The organism is Butyrivibrio proteoclasticus P6B7 (genome assembly GCF_000622085.1).
Taxonomy (GTDB): domain Bacteria; phylum Bacillota; class Clostridia; order Lachnospirales; family Lachnospiraceae; genus Butyrivibrio; species Butyrivibrio proteoclasticus_A.
In genome coordinates this window covers 18453-35579 of record NZ_JHWL01000033.1, presented here as the reverse complement: position 1 = coordinate 35579, position 17127 = coordinate 18453, and the positions used below count along the sequence as shown (strand labels likewise).

Here is a 17127-nt window from a genome sequence, read left to right as displayed (position 1 = left end):
GGGCCGTTGCTTGTATGTGCTGGTCCGGGTAGCGGAAAGACTGCTACTTTGGTTGGCAGAATTAAGCACTTGCTTGATTGTGGTATTGAGCCAGAGTTCATTTTGGCTATCACGTTTACTCGTGAAGCTGCACAGGAGTTAAAAAATAGGTGTTTATCCTTTTGTAAACCCTATGCGGTTCCTGAAATTATGACTCTTAACGCTCTTGGTTATCAGATACTGAAGCTGAATCCGTCATTGGTAGGTAATGTTAAGTTGCTTACTAGCAGAGAGAAAATGACTCTGATAGATAGGTTGCTTGATATTAGCGAGCCGTTGGAGGGCTTTAATTACTCTATTATTAAGGGTAATAACGGTCTGCTTCACAATGTAAGCAAAGCTTTAGATGATGTATTAGTGAATGGTAATACTGAAAAGTATTCTGAGGATTTTTTGAGATTTTCTAAGTTATATGAGTCTATTGTAAAGCAGAATGGGTATATTACTTATTCAGAGCAGATCACACTAGCACAGAAGCTTTTTGATGAACACCCTGACGTTCTTAATAAGATATCTAGCAGATATAAGTATATTATGGTGGATGAATTTCAGGATATCGATAGGGATCAGGCAAAGTTTATTTATAATCTAAGCCTTAAATCTAATAATATCTGTGCAGTTGGTGACGACGATCAGAGTATCTACGCTTTTCGTGGAGGCTCTAATAGGTATATGCTTGATTTTCGCAAGATGTATCCTAGTGCTGAACTTTACACTCTAAAGGAGAATTTCAGAACATCTGAAAGAATCGTTAGGTCTGCTGAGAAAGTCATTTCAGGCAATAAGCGTATTGAAAAGGAAATAATTCCTGTAAAGAAAGGCGGTCTTGAGCCTGTTACTATTACGGGTCAGAGTGCGTCGGAGCTTAACATGGTTGTTTCTGAGCTGATTTCTAAGGGCTACGCATACGAAGATATAGCGGTAATTGCCTCAAAGAACCAGACGCTTAGTGACCTGCAAAGGGAAGTTTCCTTCCCATCTATCCTAGGAAAGGAGTATGTAGTCAACAACCCATTCTTTAAGGTGCTGTCATTTGCCCTTAAAAATCATTATGAGCAGGGTTGTGATTATTCTGCCCAGATACGCAGTCTTATTGCTGATGATAGGTTGGCAGAGTGCGTATTATCTGTGAGTATTGAGCAGCCATCAGCTTATTACTGTGATGAGGTATCTAGTGTACTAAATCTCAGTGATAGCGCAGTTAAACAAGCTGTTGAAAGGCTTATTTATGAGAATCATGCCAAGAGTACAAAAGAACTTTATGAGCTTTTGCAGTATATGGCTGATTTTGGTGATGAGACTAGGGTAGAGCCCGATACAAAAGGTTCTGTTATTTTCATTACTTCACATGAAAGTAAAGGAATGGAATGGAAAGTTGTGCTTATGGTCGATGATTATAAGGACGACACTTCTGAAGAGCAGAATCGACTGATCTATGTTGCTATGACACGAGCCAAAGATGCTCTTTATATTTTTGAGCGTGATGGAAAACGATTATTAGCGGCTTAGTTGCTATAAGTAGTAACACTGCAATAAACTTAAAAAGGAGGAACTAAAATGATACAGATTGTATATGGTACAGAGCCTTATGGCATTGACCTTAAACGCAGAAAACTGATAGATTCTATATCAACACCTGCGGTAAATCTTAGCTCTTTTGTGGGAGTATTTAACGTTGATATTCTCAATGTGTGCAATACATATCCATTCCTGGCTGAGAAAAGAGGTGTAATCCTAGAGATCGATGGTCTTAAGGATTTAGATACCGCTGAGTTTAAACGATATATGAAGAATCCACCTGCTACTACTGATTTGATTATTATTGCAAAGAAGGTAGATCAGAGGACAAAGCTTTATAAAACGTTTGACGAGGCTGGCTTGATGGTGCCATGTAATAAGCTAAAAACCATGCCTGAGCTTCAGAAGGTTATTTTTTCTGAGTTACGCAGGCAGGGAGCAACTATCAAAGAAGATGCATACGGGTTGTTCGTTAAAAAAATGAACTACTTTGATAATGATGGTGTCACTTTGCTTGATGTCGTCAGCTGCTTAAATAGTTGCATATCTATATCAAATGAATTGACTGTTGATATCATCGAGAAGTGTTGTCCTTCCTATGAGGAGGCAAATATCTTCGCACTAGCTTCGCTTATAAAGGAAAATAAGGCAGATGCTTTGTACGAACAAATCTCATTGATATCTGAGAAGGATGCTATTGGCATATTATCGCTACTACTGAAGGATTTCAGGGTGGCTTATAAACTAAAGTATTACTCAGATAGTGAAGTTGGTACTAAGCGTACAGCTTTCTCAACTTATGATAAGACAGCTTTAAATAAAGCAATGCTTGTCATTACATCAACGATTGCTGGTGTTAAAAATGGTAGTTATTCATCAGACAATGCTCTGAGAATAGCTTGCAGTCAATTATTAACTATTAACAGGGAGTGCGCATAAGCGCAAAGAAAGGAATAAGGTAAAAATACAATGAATAAGGTTATATTAATGGGAAGATTAACAAGAGATCCAGATGTGAGATACTCTCAGGGAGAGTCAGCAAGCTGTGTTGCAAGATATACTCTTGCAGTAGACAGACGTTTCGTCAATAAAAATGATGCAAACGCTCAGACTGCTGATTTTATCCAGATCGTTGCTTTTGGCAAGTCTGGTGAATTTGCTGAGAAGTATTTCAGAAAGGGCACTAAGGTTGTTGTTACTGGACGTATTCAGACAGGTAGCTATACCAACAAGGAAGGCGTTAAGGTATATACAACAGATGTAGTTGCCGAGGATCAGGAGTTTGCAGAATCAAAGAACACTTCTTCAGCTAATTCTTCAGCTCCATCTTCTGATGTTCCATCAGCTAATGCTGGAGACGGATTTATGAATATTCCTGATGGTATTGATGAGGAGCTTCCTTTTAACTAAATCAGTTATAATACCTGCGAAATTGCTAATTTGTCTGTATCTGCTATAATGTAGGTACAGACAAATTACTTTTTTTATTATAGAGGAGTTTTTATTCCTTTGTTTTAAGACTATATTCTCCGCATAGGATGATGGTCTCTAATATTTGCAGAGACCGGCCTATGGCTGAGTCTTTGCTTTAAAACTCAGAAAAGGAGAAATATGACTACTGAAGAAACGTTAGAACAAGTAAAACGACTAAAGCCTATCGATGATGTGTTCTTTGAAAGGCTCATGGAAAACAAGGCTGTTTGCCAGGAAATATTAAGGGTAATACTGGATGATAACAAGCTAATTGTTAAATCCGTAGTAGCTCAAAGGGATATTCAAAATCTATATGGCCGTTCTGTAAGGCTGGATGCCTTGTGTATCTTGGGAAATGGTGCTATTTGCAATATTGAGGTCCAGAAATCGGATAATGACGATCACGTTAAGCGTGTTCGTTATAATGCCTCTTTGATAACAGCTAATAAGACGCCGAAAAATAGTATGTTTGCAGATGTTCCTAATCTGCTAATGGTTTTTATTTCCAGATTCGATATATTTAATAGAGGACGAAATATTTACCATGCTCATACTGTTATTACGGATGATGGCGTAGGTTATCCAGCAATTGACAATGGGCTTTCCGAAGTTTATGTCAATACTGCTGTTAAGGATGGCACTGCTTTATCTGAGCTTATGACTTGTTTTGAGTCCGAGAATGTTGATAACGCTAAGTTTCCAATTTTGTCCAAGGAAGTACAGTATTATAAGAATAATAAGAAAGGAGTGAGTAAGATGTGTCAGATAGTTGAAGAGTATGCTCAGGGAAAGGCTGATTTTCAGAAAGCGCTTGATGTAGTCGAGCATGTCGATAATCTCGCTAACAATGGCAATATGTCAATACAGCAAGCATGTAAACTTCTTGGTATCAAGATTAAAGCATACAAAGACGCAAAGAAGCTCCTTTCATCTAATGAATTATTGGTATAATGATTTATTCAGGGTTGAGCCTATCATAATGATAGGCTTTTTTTATTTGTAAAAAGGAGGTTATGTGTTTATGAAAAGCACTAAAATAGTGCCAGGGCAAACTTCATTTTTTGATTTTATAATGGTAACGCCTGTTGGCATGAAGGCAAAATGCACTACTCTTGCAGAGTTTTATGAGAGATTTTCTGGTTATGAGCCTGCTTCTGATGAGGAACGTCGGAGTATAATCTCTGAGCTAATGGAGCTTATAGGAAAAGATGCTGAGTCTCATGGCCTTGTACATTCTATTAATCCGTCGTGTAATGGAGGCGAATTGAGGCTTAGTTGGGATGACGATAAGGTGATATACTGGAATATTAACATACCTGCCACTGGTGCGCTTAAGTTTGGAGGCATGGTAGAAGGCGGTCTTGTTAAGCTACATTCGCAAACAAGTCTGCTTGTCAATATTTTTGATACCCCTGAAAATATCGTCCCTCTGGCACTGAAGCACTTTGCCACTTTGGAAAAGCCTAAAAAGACTAAGCCAAAAAAGAAAGAGCAGTTATCACCTGTCCAGAAATTCATTAAAGAATACGATGGGTATAGAATTGAAGATGCTTGCTCGGTTGCCAGCGATGATTTTAAGTCCTATTGCAGAAAACTTAAGAGTGCATTGGCTAAAGAGGCCAAGCTTGTTGGTTTTGATTCTGTTACATTAAAACCAAATCACTATGATATGAGCGGGTTCTTTAATAAGGGCGATAAGTACGTTTATTGGAGTTTCAATGTTGAGCGTGGTGATATGCCGACATATCTAACCAAGACGGATGCTATGCATGGGTTCTTATATAGGACTGCTGCATCTAATAAAGATTTCAAAGGTGGGAATAACCATTTTACAGATCTTAAGCATCTGTGTGTACGTGCTTATGAACTTATCTAAACAGGAGGAAAGTATATATTCACGCAAGTCCATTGTGGCTTGCGTGCTTTATTTTTTTTGCACATTAAACGCGTTCACACTGCATTATTTTGCGATTTTTTGCGCTAGTTTGCCGTTGCTGTAGTTTCTATATAAATGGTAAAATATCAGCATGTTTTAGTATGATTTTTCGTTTTGGTGTATATCAACACTGCGTATTATCCAAACCCTCATGGCGAGGTTATCATTTTAAAACAGGAGTAAAAATTATAGATTCGCATATTTTAAGACGCTTTGTGCGTCTTTTTTTATTGCCAATCTTTAATTAAATATCATTTTAAACAAGGAGGATTCTATAAAAATGGAACTACAAAAAATTGTGATTGGTGATAAGGTCACAGATGGTGTGTATTGCTTAAAGGCAATCCGCAGCAAAAACGATAATTTTGAAGTTATCTTAAAGGACAAGACGGGTGAACTCTTATGTGAGCTGGCGAGTGAAAGGTTCATTGAATCAATGAAGGAACTTGTTGGCGGGGCGGTTAAGACTACTTTTGTGGTTAAGAATGGTTTGGATACTGCGCCTCTTGGCGTAATAAAAAGCCTGACTGCTGCCGAGAAGGGTACTTATAAGCCTTCTGAGTTGTTTGACGGATTGTCTGCCGAAAAAATTGCTGAGTACACAGCAGTTATCAAAGATTCAATCAAGCGTATACCTGATGCAAATGTGAGAGCCTTTGTGGAACTTGTCTTAACTGACGATGTTATCACGGGGCTTTCTTTAATTCCAGCATCTTTAGGACATCACGCAAGGTATGCTGGTGGCGCTCTCGCTACCACTGCCAGTGTTACTACGCTCGTCATTCAGTATTCTTTGCAATACAAGAGACTGAATAATGGGTTGTATGGCACAAACATTGATTGGAGCATTCTTGTTGCAAGTTCCTTATTGCAGTGTGTAGGTATGCTTGATTATATTACCTCTGAGAACCCATTTAGAAAGACAAATGTTGGTGTTGAGAGGGGGTATATGAGCGTGCTTCAAAGGAGACTTGAGAAAGTTTGCTTCAGTAATCCTGGCATTATATCTGACGATGTATTTGCTCGGATCCTTAATATTCTGGCTTCATCTGTACCTATGAAGTCTGGCGTAAAATCCACTCGTAAAGAAGGTGCGATTTTTAGAGGTTGTCTCATGCTTTATGAAGAACTCGATATGCTCGATTCTGAAATTGCAGGACATGATACTGAAGAAGGCGAGGAGTACTTCTATAACCGTAAGTTAAGGAGGAACATCTCGCTTGTAGAAAGAGAGGTTGCATGAATAGCACTATAAGAAACACAGGGCTGCTTTATTTAGGGCAACCCGGTCAAAATCTTCTTGCAATGGCAGAAGAAAAGGCAGCAAGTATCCTTGATACTTCTGTTAGTTCTTTAGCAAGTCACCCTGACTACATGTATGTGGGGCTTGATGATGGTGAGAAAACTTTGGGTGTTGATAAGGCGGCTACTATTATTCAAAAAGCGTCTGTATGCTCAGCTGTTGCTGATACTAAGGTTATTGTTATTGATAATATCGAGAAAATGACCGTTGATGCTCAAAATAAGCTGCTTAAAACACTTGAAGAGAGTGATGTGACAATTATTGGACTTGCATATGAGGATAAGTTATTACCCACTGTGAAGTCGAGAATGATTGTTTCAAGAATCCCATCTTCTAAGATTATTCCAGCAGATGTGCAGAATATTTTTAATTTAGTTGCAGATGTCCTTAACGGTGGTGCACCTGAAGGTATTCTCAAGGTACTTAATATGGTTGCAGAGAAAGGGAACGATTCTTTCTTTATGTCCCATAGAGAGTATGTTGGTTCGTTTATTGATTTTGTTGGAACTATTGTTATAACTAAGCAACTTAGTGTAAATAAGGATTATGCAAATCTCCTTGATGTGATCTATTCACATAGGGAACGTTGTTCTAGTCCTAATTACACAAAGGATGATTTTTTCATTCTTATCGTTAATATTGTAGAACAAATTTAAAAAGGAGGATTGTTATACATGAGTTTGTATAATGAGCTTAGGCCATGGTCATTATCGGAAGTCCAAGGACAGGATACGATAAAGGCTCAGCTAAAAGGCATGTTTTTGTCTAAAAAAGTTCCTAACGCTATGCTGTTCAATGGTCCTAGAGGCACAGGTAAAACTACTGTTGCCAGGATTGTTGCTCGCACACTTAATTGTGAAAGCGGTGGAATGGAGCCTTGCGGCGAATGTCAGCAGTGCAAGGATATATTAAATGGTTCAAGTCTTGATGTAATCGAGCTTGATGCTGCATCTAATAATAAAGTTGAGGATGTACGTGGGATCATTGAGAAAGCCCAGTACATTAGCAGCTCTAACTATAAAGTCTTTATTCTTGATGAGGTTCATATGTTCTCTCAGGGTGCGTGGAATGCGCTTCTTAAGATTATTGAAGAGCCACCAAAGAATGTTGTATTCATCATGTGTACGACTGAGGAACACAAAGTTCCTAAGACTATTATTAGTAGAGCTAGACGCTTTAATTTCGAGACAATTTCTTTAGATGTTATCTCAGATTATTTGATGCAGGTGTGTAACGAGCATGGAAAAGCCTATGATGTTGATGCGATCAAGTTGATTGCCGCAGCTTCTGACGGCGGAATGAGAGATGCTCTTTCCATATTAGAGCCATTCTATGACGATGACTGTATTACTACTAGTGTGGTTACAGAAACTTTAGGTATTACTCCAGAAAAGGCTATCTTTGATCTTCTTTTTAGTATTGAAAAGGGTGACGTCGCAGGTGCGATATCCGTGGTTAGGGATGCCGTTACAAAGGGTAAAAACCTTCAGGTTATGCTTAAAAGTATTATCAGTACACTTACTGATGCGCTATTTGTTATTAATGGTGCTTCAGTAGAGACTCTTATTAATACTGATAGCTACCGTAAGCTACTCTTATCATATGTTGGAAATGTGGATGCAGATAGTGTATTAAAGCTGTCTAAGTCTTTATCTGATGTATATGGGGTGTTGGCAAAAGTTCCTGATTCAGAGTTTCTAATAGAAACCGCACTTATAAGAGCAGTGAATGATATGGCTTCCCAGATTTCTCTTAAGGAGATTGAGAGGCGTGTATCCGACTTGGAAAAAGGCGTATCTAGTATGCCTGTTGATGTAAAGCCTGTCGATGTGCAGGTAGGTAATGTTGTAAATATCGCAACTAAAGAGGTTAGTTCATATGATACTAGTGAGGAGCCTGCCGGTGGCTTTGCTCCTATATCTGAATCAGATGGATTGCCTTTTGAATTAGATGAGATACCTGATGAGTTGCCTATTGATGGTGATTTGTCTGTTAAAACCGTAAGTGAGATGCAGGTAAATGAACCTGTGCCACAGAGCGTTAGTGAGTCTGTTGTTGATGTTCCATCTGATAGCAATACTGCTATTGCAGATACATCAAATACTATTTCAGATGATCTATTGTCTCATCTTCCTGCAGGAACCAAAGTTCTTGGCGGAGTAGTTTCTGCAACTGTTGAGACTCGGAATGAGTCAGACATTAAAGCAGATGAAAACGTTGTTAATGATTTGGCCGGAGAGGTAAAAGAAGAAGTGGGAGAAACTGCTATGTTTAAAGCAGATGAAGAGATTCCGGCTTTCGGATTTGCAAATTCCTTCTCTGGCTGGCTTCAATGATGGCGAATTGGCGAGTGAGTTTATACGGGAGTTAGGAGAATTTCCTAACTTTAATAACTTCATCGGTCAATTCAAAAGTGCTTGAAGTCGTTGTTTTGACCTAAGGAGGTTATTATAAATGTATATACATAAAAGAAATGGAGAAGAGGTAGTCTTTGATCCTAGAAAGATCGAAGCTGCTATTACAAAAGCTAATGATGCTACTGAAGTAACAGCTCAGATTAGTAAAGCTGGTATTAAATACGTCACTGAAACAGTATGTGAGTGGGCTGATAGCCTTACAATGACACCTACTGTTGATGATATCGGTAATTACATTCAGTCTACGCTAATGAAAATGGGTGGTTATCAGGTGGCTACTAACTTCATTACATATCGCTACAAGAGACAGCTTGTCAGAAAATCAAACAGTACTGACGAGCAGATCATGTCTCTTATCGAGCGTAGTAATGAGGATGTGAAGCAGGAAAACGCAAACAAGAATCCAACTGTAAACAGTGTACAGAGAGATTATATGGCTGGCGAAGTTTCTAAGGATATCACTAGAAGATTCCTTTTGCCAGAAGATGTCGTTAAGGCACATGAGGAGGGTATAATCCACTTCCATGATGCTGACTACTTTGCTCAGCACATGCATAACTGCTGCCTTGTAAATCTTGAGGATATGCTGATGAATGGTACTGTTATCTCAGAGACCATGATCGAGCGTCCAAAGAGCTTTTCAACAGCTTGTAACATTGCAACTCAGGCGATTGCTCAGATTGCTAGTTCACAGTATGGTGGACAGAGTATTACTTTGTCTCATCTTGTACCTTTTGTTGATATTAGCCGTCAGAAATTCCGTAAGGAAGTTCGTGAGGAGCTTATCGGTGAGGGTCTTGCTTGTGACGATGCGACTGTAAATTCAATCGCAGAAAAGCGTCTTGGAAAAGAAGTTGAGAAGGGTTGCCAGGTTATTCAATATCAGGTAATTACCCTTATGACTACTAATGGACAGGCGCCTTTTATCACTGTTTACATGTACCTCGACGAGGTTGAGGACGGTCAGGCTAGAGAGGATCTTGCTCTTATTATCGAGGAAATGCTTAAGCAGAGAATCCTTGGTGTAAAGAATGAGAAGGGTGTATATGTAGCACCTGCATTCCCTAAGCTTATCTATGTGCTTGATGAGGATAACATCCGTGAAGATTCAAAGTACTGGTATCTTACAGAGCTTGCTGCTAGATGCACTTCTAAAAGACTTGTCCCTGACTATATATCAGCAAAGAAGATGAAGGAACTTAAGGGTGATGTGTATCCTTGTATGGGTTGCAGATCATTCCTTACACCAGATAATGACGCTGCTCCAGAAGGTTTGTGTAATGCTGATAATAAGGCTGGTGCTTTGAACTATCAGCCTAATAGCCACAAATACTATGGACGTTTCAATCAGGGTGTAGTTACTTTAAACCTTGTTGATGTTGCTTGTTCTTCTCAGAAGGATATGGACGAGTTTTGGAGATTGATGGATGAGCGCACAGAATTGTGTAAAAAGGCTCTTATGTGCAGACACGAGAGACTTTTGGGTACTCCTTCTGATGTTGCTCCTATTTTGTGGCAGAACGGTGCTTTAGCTAGACTTGAAAAGGGTGAGACTATTGATAGGCTGCTTTTTGGCAACTATTCAACTATTTCACTTGGATATGCTGGCTTATATGAGTGCACACGTTACATGACGGGTGCGTCTCACACTGGTGAGGGTAAGGAATTTGCTCTGTCTGTTATGAGATACTTAAACGACAAGTGTGCTAAGTGGAGGGCTGAGACCAATATTGCCTTCAGCATCTACGGAACACCACTTGAGTCAACTACCTACAAATTTGCAAAGGCTCTTCAGAAGAGATTTGGCAAGATTGAAGGTGTGACGGATCGTAATTACATCACCAACAGTTATCATGTTCATGTTACTGAGGAGATTGATGCTTTCACAAAGCTTAAGTTTGAGTCAGAGTTTCAGGCTCTTTCTCCAGGCGGAGCTATCAGTTATGTAGAAGTTCCTGATCTTAGCGATAATATTGAGGCTGTACTCTCAATTATGAAGTACATCTATGACAATATTATGTATGCGGAACTTAACACTAAGTCTGATTATTGTCAGTGCTGTGGCTATGATAAGGAGATCCTTATTGTAGAGGACGAGAATAAAAAGCTCATTTGGGAATGCCCTAATTGTAAGAATAGGGATACTCAGAAGATGAATATTGCTCGTCGTACATGCGGATATATAGGAACCCAAGGGTTCAACGCTGGGCGCACTGCCGAGATCGCTGACCGCCGACTCCATATAGCTACGAACGCACGTTCTATTGCTTAAAAATGAGGTTATTTAAAAATATTGGCTGCCACTTTGTGGTGGCCTTTATTTTTTTGCGCGCGAAACCGAACATATGATTGTATATAGCTTATGAAAGCGGTATAATTACTGTGACAGAAACCGTTTTAATTTGTTGGAGTTTTAATAATATGAGGAATTTTTCAGAGGTTTTATCGGAAGATTTTAAACGCTATTTTATGGAATGTACTATGAATATGAATAGTCGTACTCGTGATGAATATATTAGCTATATTAACCTACTTGTAAATCGGCAGTGTAAGGATTTTATCGATATAACAGAGGAGGACGCTAGGAGCTACTTTAATTATCTCGGTAGCAAACTTGATAGTGGTAGCATGACTAGGAAAACTGTTGGAGTCAGGCTCTCTTGCTTTAGAACTATAGCTTCGTTCTTAGAGGATAAGATTGAAGAATACAGGAATCCCTTCATTAATATAGTGCGTCCTGAGATTAGCCCCGATATTAACCCTAATCGTATTCCTTCAATGGAGGAGTTAGACATGCTTATGTCGGCATCCAGGACTGATCCTAAATCATTTTTAATTATGGCTCTAGCTACTAGAATGGGGCTTAGTGTAACAAGTATTCTTTCATTAAACAGAGGGAGCATTGTAAAAGAGGGTAGTATCACATACCTATATTTTGCATCAAAGAATGACTTTAAGGGAAATTCTTATATTCCTGTTCCAGAAGATGTAGCCGTAATTCTTGATGATTATGTCTCTCAGCTGAGTGATGAGGATAATGTTTTGTTTAAAAATAAGCGTGGGAATCGTATGAATCTGCAAAATGTTGATAAGATTGTTCGTGATCTGGTTAAGACTACAGGTATTAAGACTAATTATACTATGAAAGATTTTCGTAATAGGGCTATATTGGAAATGGCAGCGCATGGAGCTTCTCTTAATGATTTAAAGGCTTATACCGGATTGAGCGATGTCCGATTGGATACTTTCATGAAACATACTGATTATGTTTCGACACATTGCCCAGCAAATCTTGTAAATTATAGACTGATATTAAATTAAATCAATAACCAGAGTGATTTTAATGTTTTCACTCTGGTTTCTTTTTTAATTATATCTATGCGTATATTTTCTTGTTTAGAAATCATGTAGGATTAATCGTGGTGCTTGTTTCTTATGCTTATAGCAGCATTCTTTTTGTGTTCCTCTGTTGTTGCAACATAATGTTCATGGGTAGTGACGATTGATGCGTGGCCGAGGGTGTCAGCAACGAGTTTTATATCGTTTGACTCAAGATATAGCTTTGTGCCGTATGTTTTTCTAAGACTATGGGGTGTAACCTTTTTGCCATCAAGAGCAATAGCTCCATATTTCTTCAGTAGGACTTGAACTGATCTTACGGATAGCCTCTTTCTTTTTCTTGATATAAATAATGCTTGTTCATCGTTAGACCTGCATAGGTTGAGTCTACTACCTACTGTAGATGTATTCCCGAATACATACTCTTTTAGAGCATCTATTATTTCTTCTGAAAGATATACGTGATCCTTATCGCCACCTTTCCGTATCACGTATGCAAGCCTTTCATTGAAGTCTATGTCTTTGACATTGAGTCCTACCAGCTCTGATACACGAATGCCTGTCCCAAGGAAGAGAGTTAGCAGAGCATAGTCTCTAAGTCTTAGTGTCTCCTGTATTTTCTTTTGGTGATCTTTCATTCCTTGAGCTGTTTCTACTATATTAAATAGCTTTTCAGTCTCGTTATCACTAAGAGCCAGAATGTCCTTTTTGTGAGACTTTGGACTTTCAACTAGTTCTGCAGGGTTTCTGCTTATTATGTTTTGCCTAACAAGGTACTTACATAAGCTCTTAATACTTGCGAGTTTTCTACCTTTGCCGCTTTCACCATTGGTTCTATGATCTCCATCAATACTATATTTTTCGAGGAATGCCATGTATTCATCAATATCCCTAGCATTCATCTGCTCGATAGCAGAAGCGGGTATGTCTTTTATAGGGGTATCCTTATATAGTGGGTTCACTTGTTTAATAAATTCAAAGAATACCTTGAAGTCGATAGCGTAAGCGTATCTGGAGCGTGGCTCTAGTCGGTTGGCTTTAGCGTTGAAAAAATATTTGCAGTATGGGGGGAGTTCTTTTTCTAGTATGCGTAATTTCGTTATTGCATTCTGAACGGTAGTGTCGTGATATGTTTGCATAGTGCTTAACCCCTTTATTTATGCGTATTTGGAGCTGTTTGGCTCTGTTTTTATTATAACACATATTATTACGCTAAACTTATCTTTAACGCAATAATTCAAAACGAAAATAACAGCCGCCCTATTTTGTGGGCAGCTGCTCTTTTATTTATTGCGCTTTCTTCTTTTTACGCTCTTCTTTCTATTCTTTTTATTCTTAATTATCGCTAACATTAAAACTACTGTTGCTGTGAGCATTGTTATTTCAATAAGATCAGTGTATGTGATGCTGTAGTGACATGTAAAGTCATATTCAAGTATGTCATCGCATATTTTGTGATTTCTTTCAGCTGAGCTTATAAAGCCTATTCTTGGTGAATTAACTATGAGCTCTGAATTTGTAAGGTCATACATTGTGTACGTTTTTTCACCCTCAAGTCTGATTGCATTGAATACGTGATCCTTGCCTTCAATCAACCTGCAGTCGATTCCGAACCTGTTACATAAGAGTTTTGTTAAAACTGCGTAAGATGTGCATACCATTTTCTTGTCACCGTAATAAGCAGATATAAAACTATCTAAATCCGTGCTTTCATTGGATGCGCTCTCGGCAAAGTCGTAGTCGTAGGTTTTGTTGATGTATTTTGTTATGGCTTTTATGCACTGCTTCTGTGTTGGTGATTCAGGAAGATTTGCTCTGATTTCAAGCTCCATCTTATCGAGTAGTTCCTCTGATTCTTCTATATTGATATTATTGATAAGTGTTACTTCTATCTTTCCGCTCTTATATCTTACTGTCTTATATGCTGGCGCTTTAAACAGTGTCATGTCACCATCATAAGGATTGCTCTCATCATCTATTCTGCTCAGCTCTTTTAGGATCTTGTTTGTACTATCGCTTGGCTCTGCATAAGCTACTGCGGTGTCCTGTTTGTTTACAACTAATTGGTTGTATAATTCCTGTGCAGTCTGACTTGTAGTATCCTGCTCTTTTGCGTATGTAGTTATTGGTGTTGTTGCGAGCATTACTGTTGTAAGTAGTGCTATAAATATAGGTTTCTTCATAATTCTTAGTATTTCTCCTCGTAATTATAATACCACGCAAATGGCACTTTGTAAAGAAGAAATATCATTTTTTTAAATATTTTTTTACATTAAAGCAAAGAAAAAGCAGCCTGATCTCAGACTGCTTTGAACAATTTTTTTCATACTGTTCTTGGTATTCCTATGTGGAACCCATCCTCTGCAACGGGTAAGTTGCAACGTAAAATTATTTTAAAAACTATGATGATTTTAGCACAATTTTATTTCAATTGCAAACTTCAGACTCTTGCTGTATCTAAGCACATAATTACATACTATTCGTAAGGAGTTTACTATGGACAATTGTGTTATTTTACCAGCTTGTTATAAATATATAGCTAGAAACATTGGTGAACCTTCTGCGCGTTATGAGTATTCTAAGAATTTCTTCACAAATCTTAGTAGGCATAATGTCGGAATGGACGACCAGATTGGTTTATATTGTTCTGTTCGGATCCCACCATCTTGTGGCGAACAGTTATCTTATGGCTCTGTTGTTCTTAACGCAGAGGATTATTACTCACAGATTATGGACTCAGATGATGTGCCTAAGGCGGTTTCTTGTCAAAGTTATTATAAGAAGATTTGCAAACCAGGCAAAAACTCCGTCTGTCTGACATGTCAGTATGCCAAAAACTATGCTAACAATATGTACACTGATGAATGCTCTGTGTTTAAGTATATTTCTACTTCAAAAGATAACTTTGAGTCATTTAAGGGTTCCTTTTCTGCGGAGATCTTTCGAAGTTGCTTTGATATTGCTGCCAATCTACCTGTTGTTAAGCCAGGGATTGTTCCTTTGTTCAAATTAGCTTATGAACAGATTCTTGAAAGGGGTGTCGATGAGTTTTTCTCCAGTTCTCAAGATGTAAGGGAACGTTTGAGTTCGCTTGTTGGTGTTATGACGCTTTCAGCAGTACGTAATGCTAATGTAAAAGAGATCCAGTCAAATAACTTTAAGGCATTTCCGATTGCATGGTCTCAAGTTGTTGACGATACATTGTCCGCGAGGGATATAACTGATGCGGAGATGCAGACGATATGCCAAAAAATTGTAAATAACTATGGTTCATCGTCAAAGAGCAATTCATCTAGTAGTAAGAAAAAGGATAAGAGAAGTGAGACTCCCCTTCTTGATCTGATGGGTACAGAGGTGGTCGAAGCGGGTACTGTTGTACAGTCTGTGGATGAGGTTGTTTCGCAATTTGATGATACACTCGTTGAGGGGCCTGATGTTGTCGCTGATGAGTCTTTGGAAAATGTTGATGGGGATGCTGCTGAATATTCTGATTCTGATATTGCACTTTCCGATGATGGGCTTTCTGAGGATGAATGGGGTGAGTATTTGGAACAGAGGGGACTAGACTCGGAAGAAGAACTTCCTTTGTCTGATGAGCCAGTGGTTGAATCGGTTGGGTCGGGTATGTCGAATGGCGATGATACAGAGGAGTTGCCTTTTGGTCCAAGCGAAACCGTGGGGCCTGATAACGGTAGTGATTCCGATACGGCTGACGTGAGTTATGGCGATTCACCATCTATTGAGGAGCTTGCTACCAACAATGAATCTAAACATGGTGAGACTAGCAGTGGCCGTGTGGTGAAGAAATACATTGTACCTGCCATGCCAGATACAACATTTATATATAGATGCGAAATTAATAGGCGTACACTTAAGGACTATGCAGATAGCTATTCTACTGATGAGAATAGCGTGTTTAGTGCGATCCGTCAGTGTAAGGTGTTGCCGATTGAGGTAGTGTTTGATACTGAGAACCGCGGTTACCTGTTTATGTTTGTAAAGCCATTGGGCAGGTATTATTATTGCCAAATAGACTCTGCTATGCCTAAGACATTGGAGGCAGTATTTAAGTCTAAGTCTATAAGGAAGATTTGCTATCAGCCTTATTTCTTATACTCTTTGCTTAGAATAAATAATTGCGTTGCATGTGAGGTATATTCAATTTATAGTATGGATCAGTATCTCCATCCAAATGCGATGCCATGCGTTTATCAAGACTTTTGGGAGCTTTACAGACACGATTTTCACTACACACCTCTTAGGGAAAGCGGTTTTGATGAGTTTGATACGCTCTGCTGCTTTATGCAGATATATATTCAGTTGCAAGCAAAACAGATCAGGAATCTATCCGACAACAAATTGATTCGTTATCAGCAGTGTAAGGATGAGGTGCTAGGTGTGTCATTCTTAAGAGCGTTGAATCTTAAGGAGAATGGGTATCTTTTTGATATCGATTCAGCTGGTACTATTTTATATAATATCAATTATGATCTGGCAGCTCATACTGATGGCTTTTTTGTGACATATACTATTGGGATGGACGATGCCCCTGATGTTAGTCGTGAGGAATTATATATGTCTGGTCTTATTGAGTTAAGTAACAGGGGTAGGTTTAGTAAATATAATATACAGCTTGTTACTATGTCCGACGTGAGTATGGTGCTTTTTGTTGGTGTGCGCGAGTATGAGTTGATTATTACATTGCTGCAGAAGTTCTATAACAGGTATGCATCTAAACGTAGGTTAGAGAACTTTAGTCTGAATGTTTCGCATGAACGTATCTATACAAAAGAGAAGCGCATGCCTAGAATTGCCATGCCGAAAAGCTATGAAGAGGCTATGGATAGACTTATTACTACAAATGCATCAGTAGAGGTGGCAAAAGAACGTGTTACGGTAAGACGCAAAAAAGATGCAAACAGACGCAAAAAACAAACAGAAAAATTTATACCAGGCAAATGATGTTTGTGCGCTTGCCTGTTTATGTTTATAGGGCGATAAGATATGAAAATGGCTTTTTGAGATTCTCGGAAAGCCATTTTGTATTGTATATTTGGGGGTTGATTTGGATGCGATTAGGGTGGCTTTTAGAGATTTATTAT

The 17127-nt window shown here is 38.6% G+C and carries 13 protein-coding genes; 11 read left to right on the top strand and 2 right to left on the bottom strand.

What is annotated here, in order from left to right:
- The 10 genes from T541_RS0114915 to T541_RS0114870 all read left to right on the top strand — a co-directional run.
- The coding region (locus T541_RS0114915) for an ATP-dependent helicase (RefSeq protein ID WP_155839542.1) at positions 1 to 1548 on the top strand (1548 nt) is incomplete at its 5' end.
- A 48-nt stretch (positions 1549 to 1596) separates the two neighbouring features.
- Positions 1597 to 2496, top strand: a complete 900-nt coding sequence (holA, locus tag T541_RS0114910) for a DNA polymerase III subunit delta (RefSeq protein ID WP_026653448.1) — start codon at positions 1597 to 1599, stop codon at positions 2494 to 2496.
- 30 nt (positions 2497 to 2526) lie between these two features.
- A complete protein-coding gene (locus tag T541_RS0114905; RefSeq protein WP_026653447.1) occupies positions 2527 to 2967 on the top strand; it encodes a single-stranded DNA-binding protein in 441 nt (146 codons plus the stop codon).
- A gap of 201 nt (positions 2968 to 3168) precedes the next feature.
- Positions 3169 to 3981 (top strand): PD-(D/E)XK nuclease family transposase, encoded by an 813-nt coding sequence (locus T541_RS0114900; protein WP_026653446.1) that lies wholly within the window; start codon positions 3169 to 3171, stop codon positions 3979 to 3981.
- A gap of 70 nt (positions 3982 to 4051) precedes the next feature.
- Complete coding sequence (locus T541_RS0114895; protein WP_026653445.1) at positions 4052 to 4906, top strand: hypothetical protein; 855 nt, start codon at positions 4052 to 4054, stop codon at positions 4904 to 4906.
- Between the two features lie 340 nt (positions 4907 to 5246).
- Entirely contained in the window at positions 5247 to 6209 is a 963-nt protein-coding gene (locus T541_RS0114890) for a hypothetical protein (RefSeq protein WP_026653444.1), read from the top strand.
- On the top strand, positions 6206 to 6925 hold the full coding sequence (locus tag T541_RS0114885) for a sigma 54-interacting transcriptional regulator (protein ID WP_026653443.1): 720 nt from the start codon (positions 6206 to 6208) through the stop codon (positions 6923 to 6925). Before T541_RS0114890 ends, T541_RS0114885 begins: the two co-directional genes overlap by 4 nt.
- Positions 6926 to 6943: 18 nt before the next feature.
- The gene (gene dnaX, locus T541_RS20865) at positions 6944 to 8605 is read left to right on the top strand and encodes a DNA polymerase III subunit gamma/tau (protein ID WP_051538289.1); all 1662 of its coding nucleotides are present in this window, start codon (positions 6944 to 6946) and stop codon (positions 8603 to 8605) included.
- Positions 8606 to 8723: 118 nt separating this feature from the next.
- Positions 8724 to 10958 (top strand): anaerobic ribonucleoside-triphosphate reductase, encoded by a 2235-nt coding sequence (gene nrdD / locus T541_RS0114875; RefSeq protein ID WP_026653442.1) that lies wholly within the window; start codon positions 8724 to 8726, stop codon positions 10956 to 10958.
- 149 nt (positions 10959 to 11107) lie between these two features.
- The gene (locus T541_RS0114870) at positions 11108 to 12007 is read left to right on the top strand and encodes a tyrosine-type recombinase/integrase (protein WP_026653441.1); all 900 of its coding nucleotides are present in this window, start codon (positions 11108 to 11110) and stop codon (positions 12005 to 12007) included.
- 92 nt (positions 12008 to 12099) lie between these two features.
- Here the strand turns inward: T541_RS0114870 and T541_RS0114865 are convergent, their stop codons facing one another.
- Positions 12100 to 13164 (bottom strand): tyrosine-type recombinase/integrase, encoded by a 1065-nt coding sequence (locus tag T541_RS0114865; protein ID WP_034467452.1) that lies wholly within the window; start codon positions 13162 to 13164, stop codon positions 12100 to 12102.
- Positions 13165 to 13308: 144 nt separating this feature from the next.
- Complete coding sequence (locus tag T541_RS0114860; protein WP_026653439.1) at positions 13309 to 14208, bottom strand: transglutaminase-like domain-containing protein; 900 nt, start codon at positions 14206 to 14208, stop codon at positions 13309 to 13311.
- Between the two features lie 313 nt (positions 14209 to 14521).
- Between T541_RS0114860 and T541_RS0114855 the strand changes: the two genes are divergently transcribed.
- Positions 14522 to 16987: a hypothetical protein gene (locus T541_RS0114855; RefSeq protein ID WP_026653438.1), complete on the top strand. Its 2466-nt coding sequence runs from the start codon at positions 14522 to 14524 to the stop codon at positions 16985 to 16987.
- Positions 16988 to 17127 lie beyond the last annotated feature (140 nt).

What these genes read in the sequence shown, in the direction of transcription:
- T541_RS0114865 (WP_034467452.1), bottom strand. Translation starts at nt 13,164, where the DNA reads ATGCAAACATATCACGACACTACCGTTCAGAATGCAATAACGAAATTA.
- T541_RS0114855 (WP_026653438.1), top strand. Translation starts at nt 14,522, where the DNA reads ATGGACAATTGTGTTATTTTACCAGCTTGTTATAAATATATAGCTAGA.
- T541_RS0114860 (WP_026653439.1), bottom strand. Translation starts at nt 14,208, where the DNA reads ATGAAGAAACCTATATTTATAGCACTACTTACAACAGTAATGCTCGCA.
- T541_RS0114870 (WP_026653441.1), top strand. Translation starts at nt 11,108, where the DNA reads ATGAGGAATTTTTCAGAGGTTTTATCGGAAGATTTTAAACGCTATTTT.
- dnaX (WP_051538289.1), top strand. Translation starts at nt 6,944, where the DNA reads ATGAGTTTGTATAATGAGCTTAGGCCATGGTCATTATCGGAAGTCCAA.
- T541_RS0114890 (WP_026653444.1), top strand. Translation starts at nt 5,247, where the DNA reads ATGGAACTACAAAAAATTGTGATTGGTGATAAGGTCACAGATGGTGTG.
- nrdD (WP_026653442.1), top strand. Translation starts at nt 8,724, where the DNA reads ATGTATATACATAAAAGAAATGGAGAAGAGGTAGTCTTTGATCCTAGA.
- T541_RS0114885 (WP_026653443.1), top strand. Translation starts at nt 6,206, where the DNA reads ATGAATAGCACTATAAGAAACACAGGGCTGCTTTATTTAGGGCAACCC.
- T541_RS0114900 (WP_026653446.1), top strand. Translation starts at nt 3,169, where the DNA reads ATGACTACTGAAGAAACGTTAGAACAAGTAAAACGACTAAAGCCTATC.
- T541_RS0114895 (WP_026653445.1), top strand. Translation starts at nt 4,052, where the DNA reads ATGAAAAGCACTAAAATAGTGCCAGGGCAAACTTCATTTTTTGATTTT.
- holA (WP_026653448.1), top strand. Translation starts at nt 1,597, where the DNA reads ATGATACAGATTGTATATGGTACAGAGCCTTATGGCATTGACCTTAAA.
- T541_RS0114905 (WP_026653447.1), top strand. Translation starts at nt 2,527, where the DNA reads ATGAATAAGGTTATATTAATGGGAAGATTAACAAGAGATCCAGATGTG.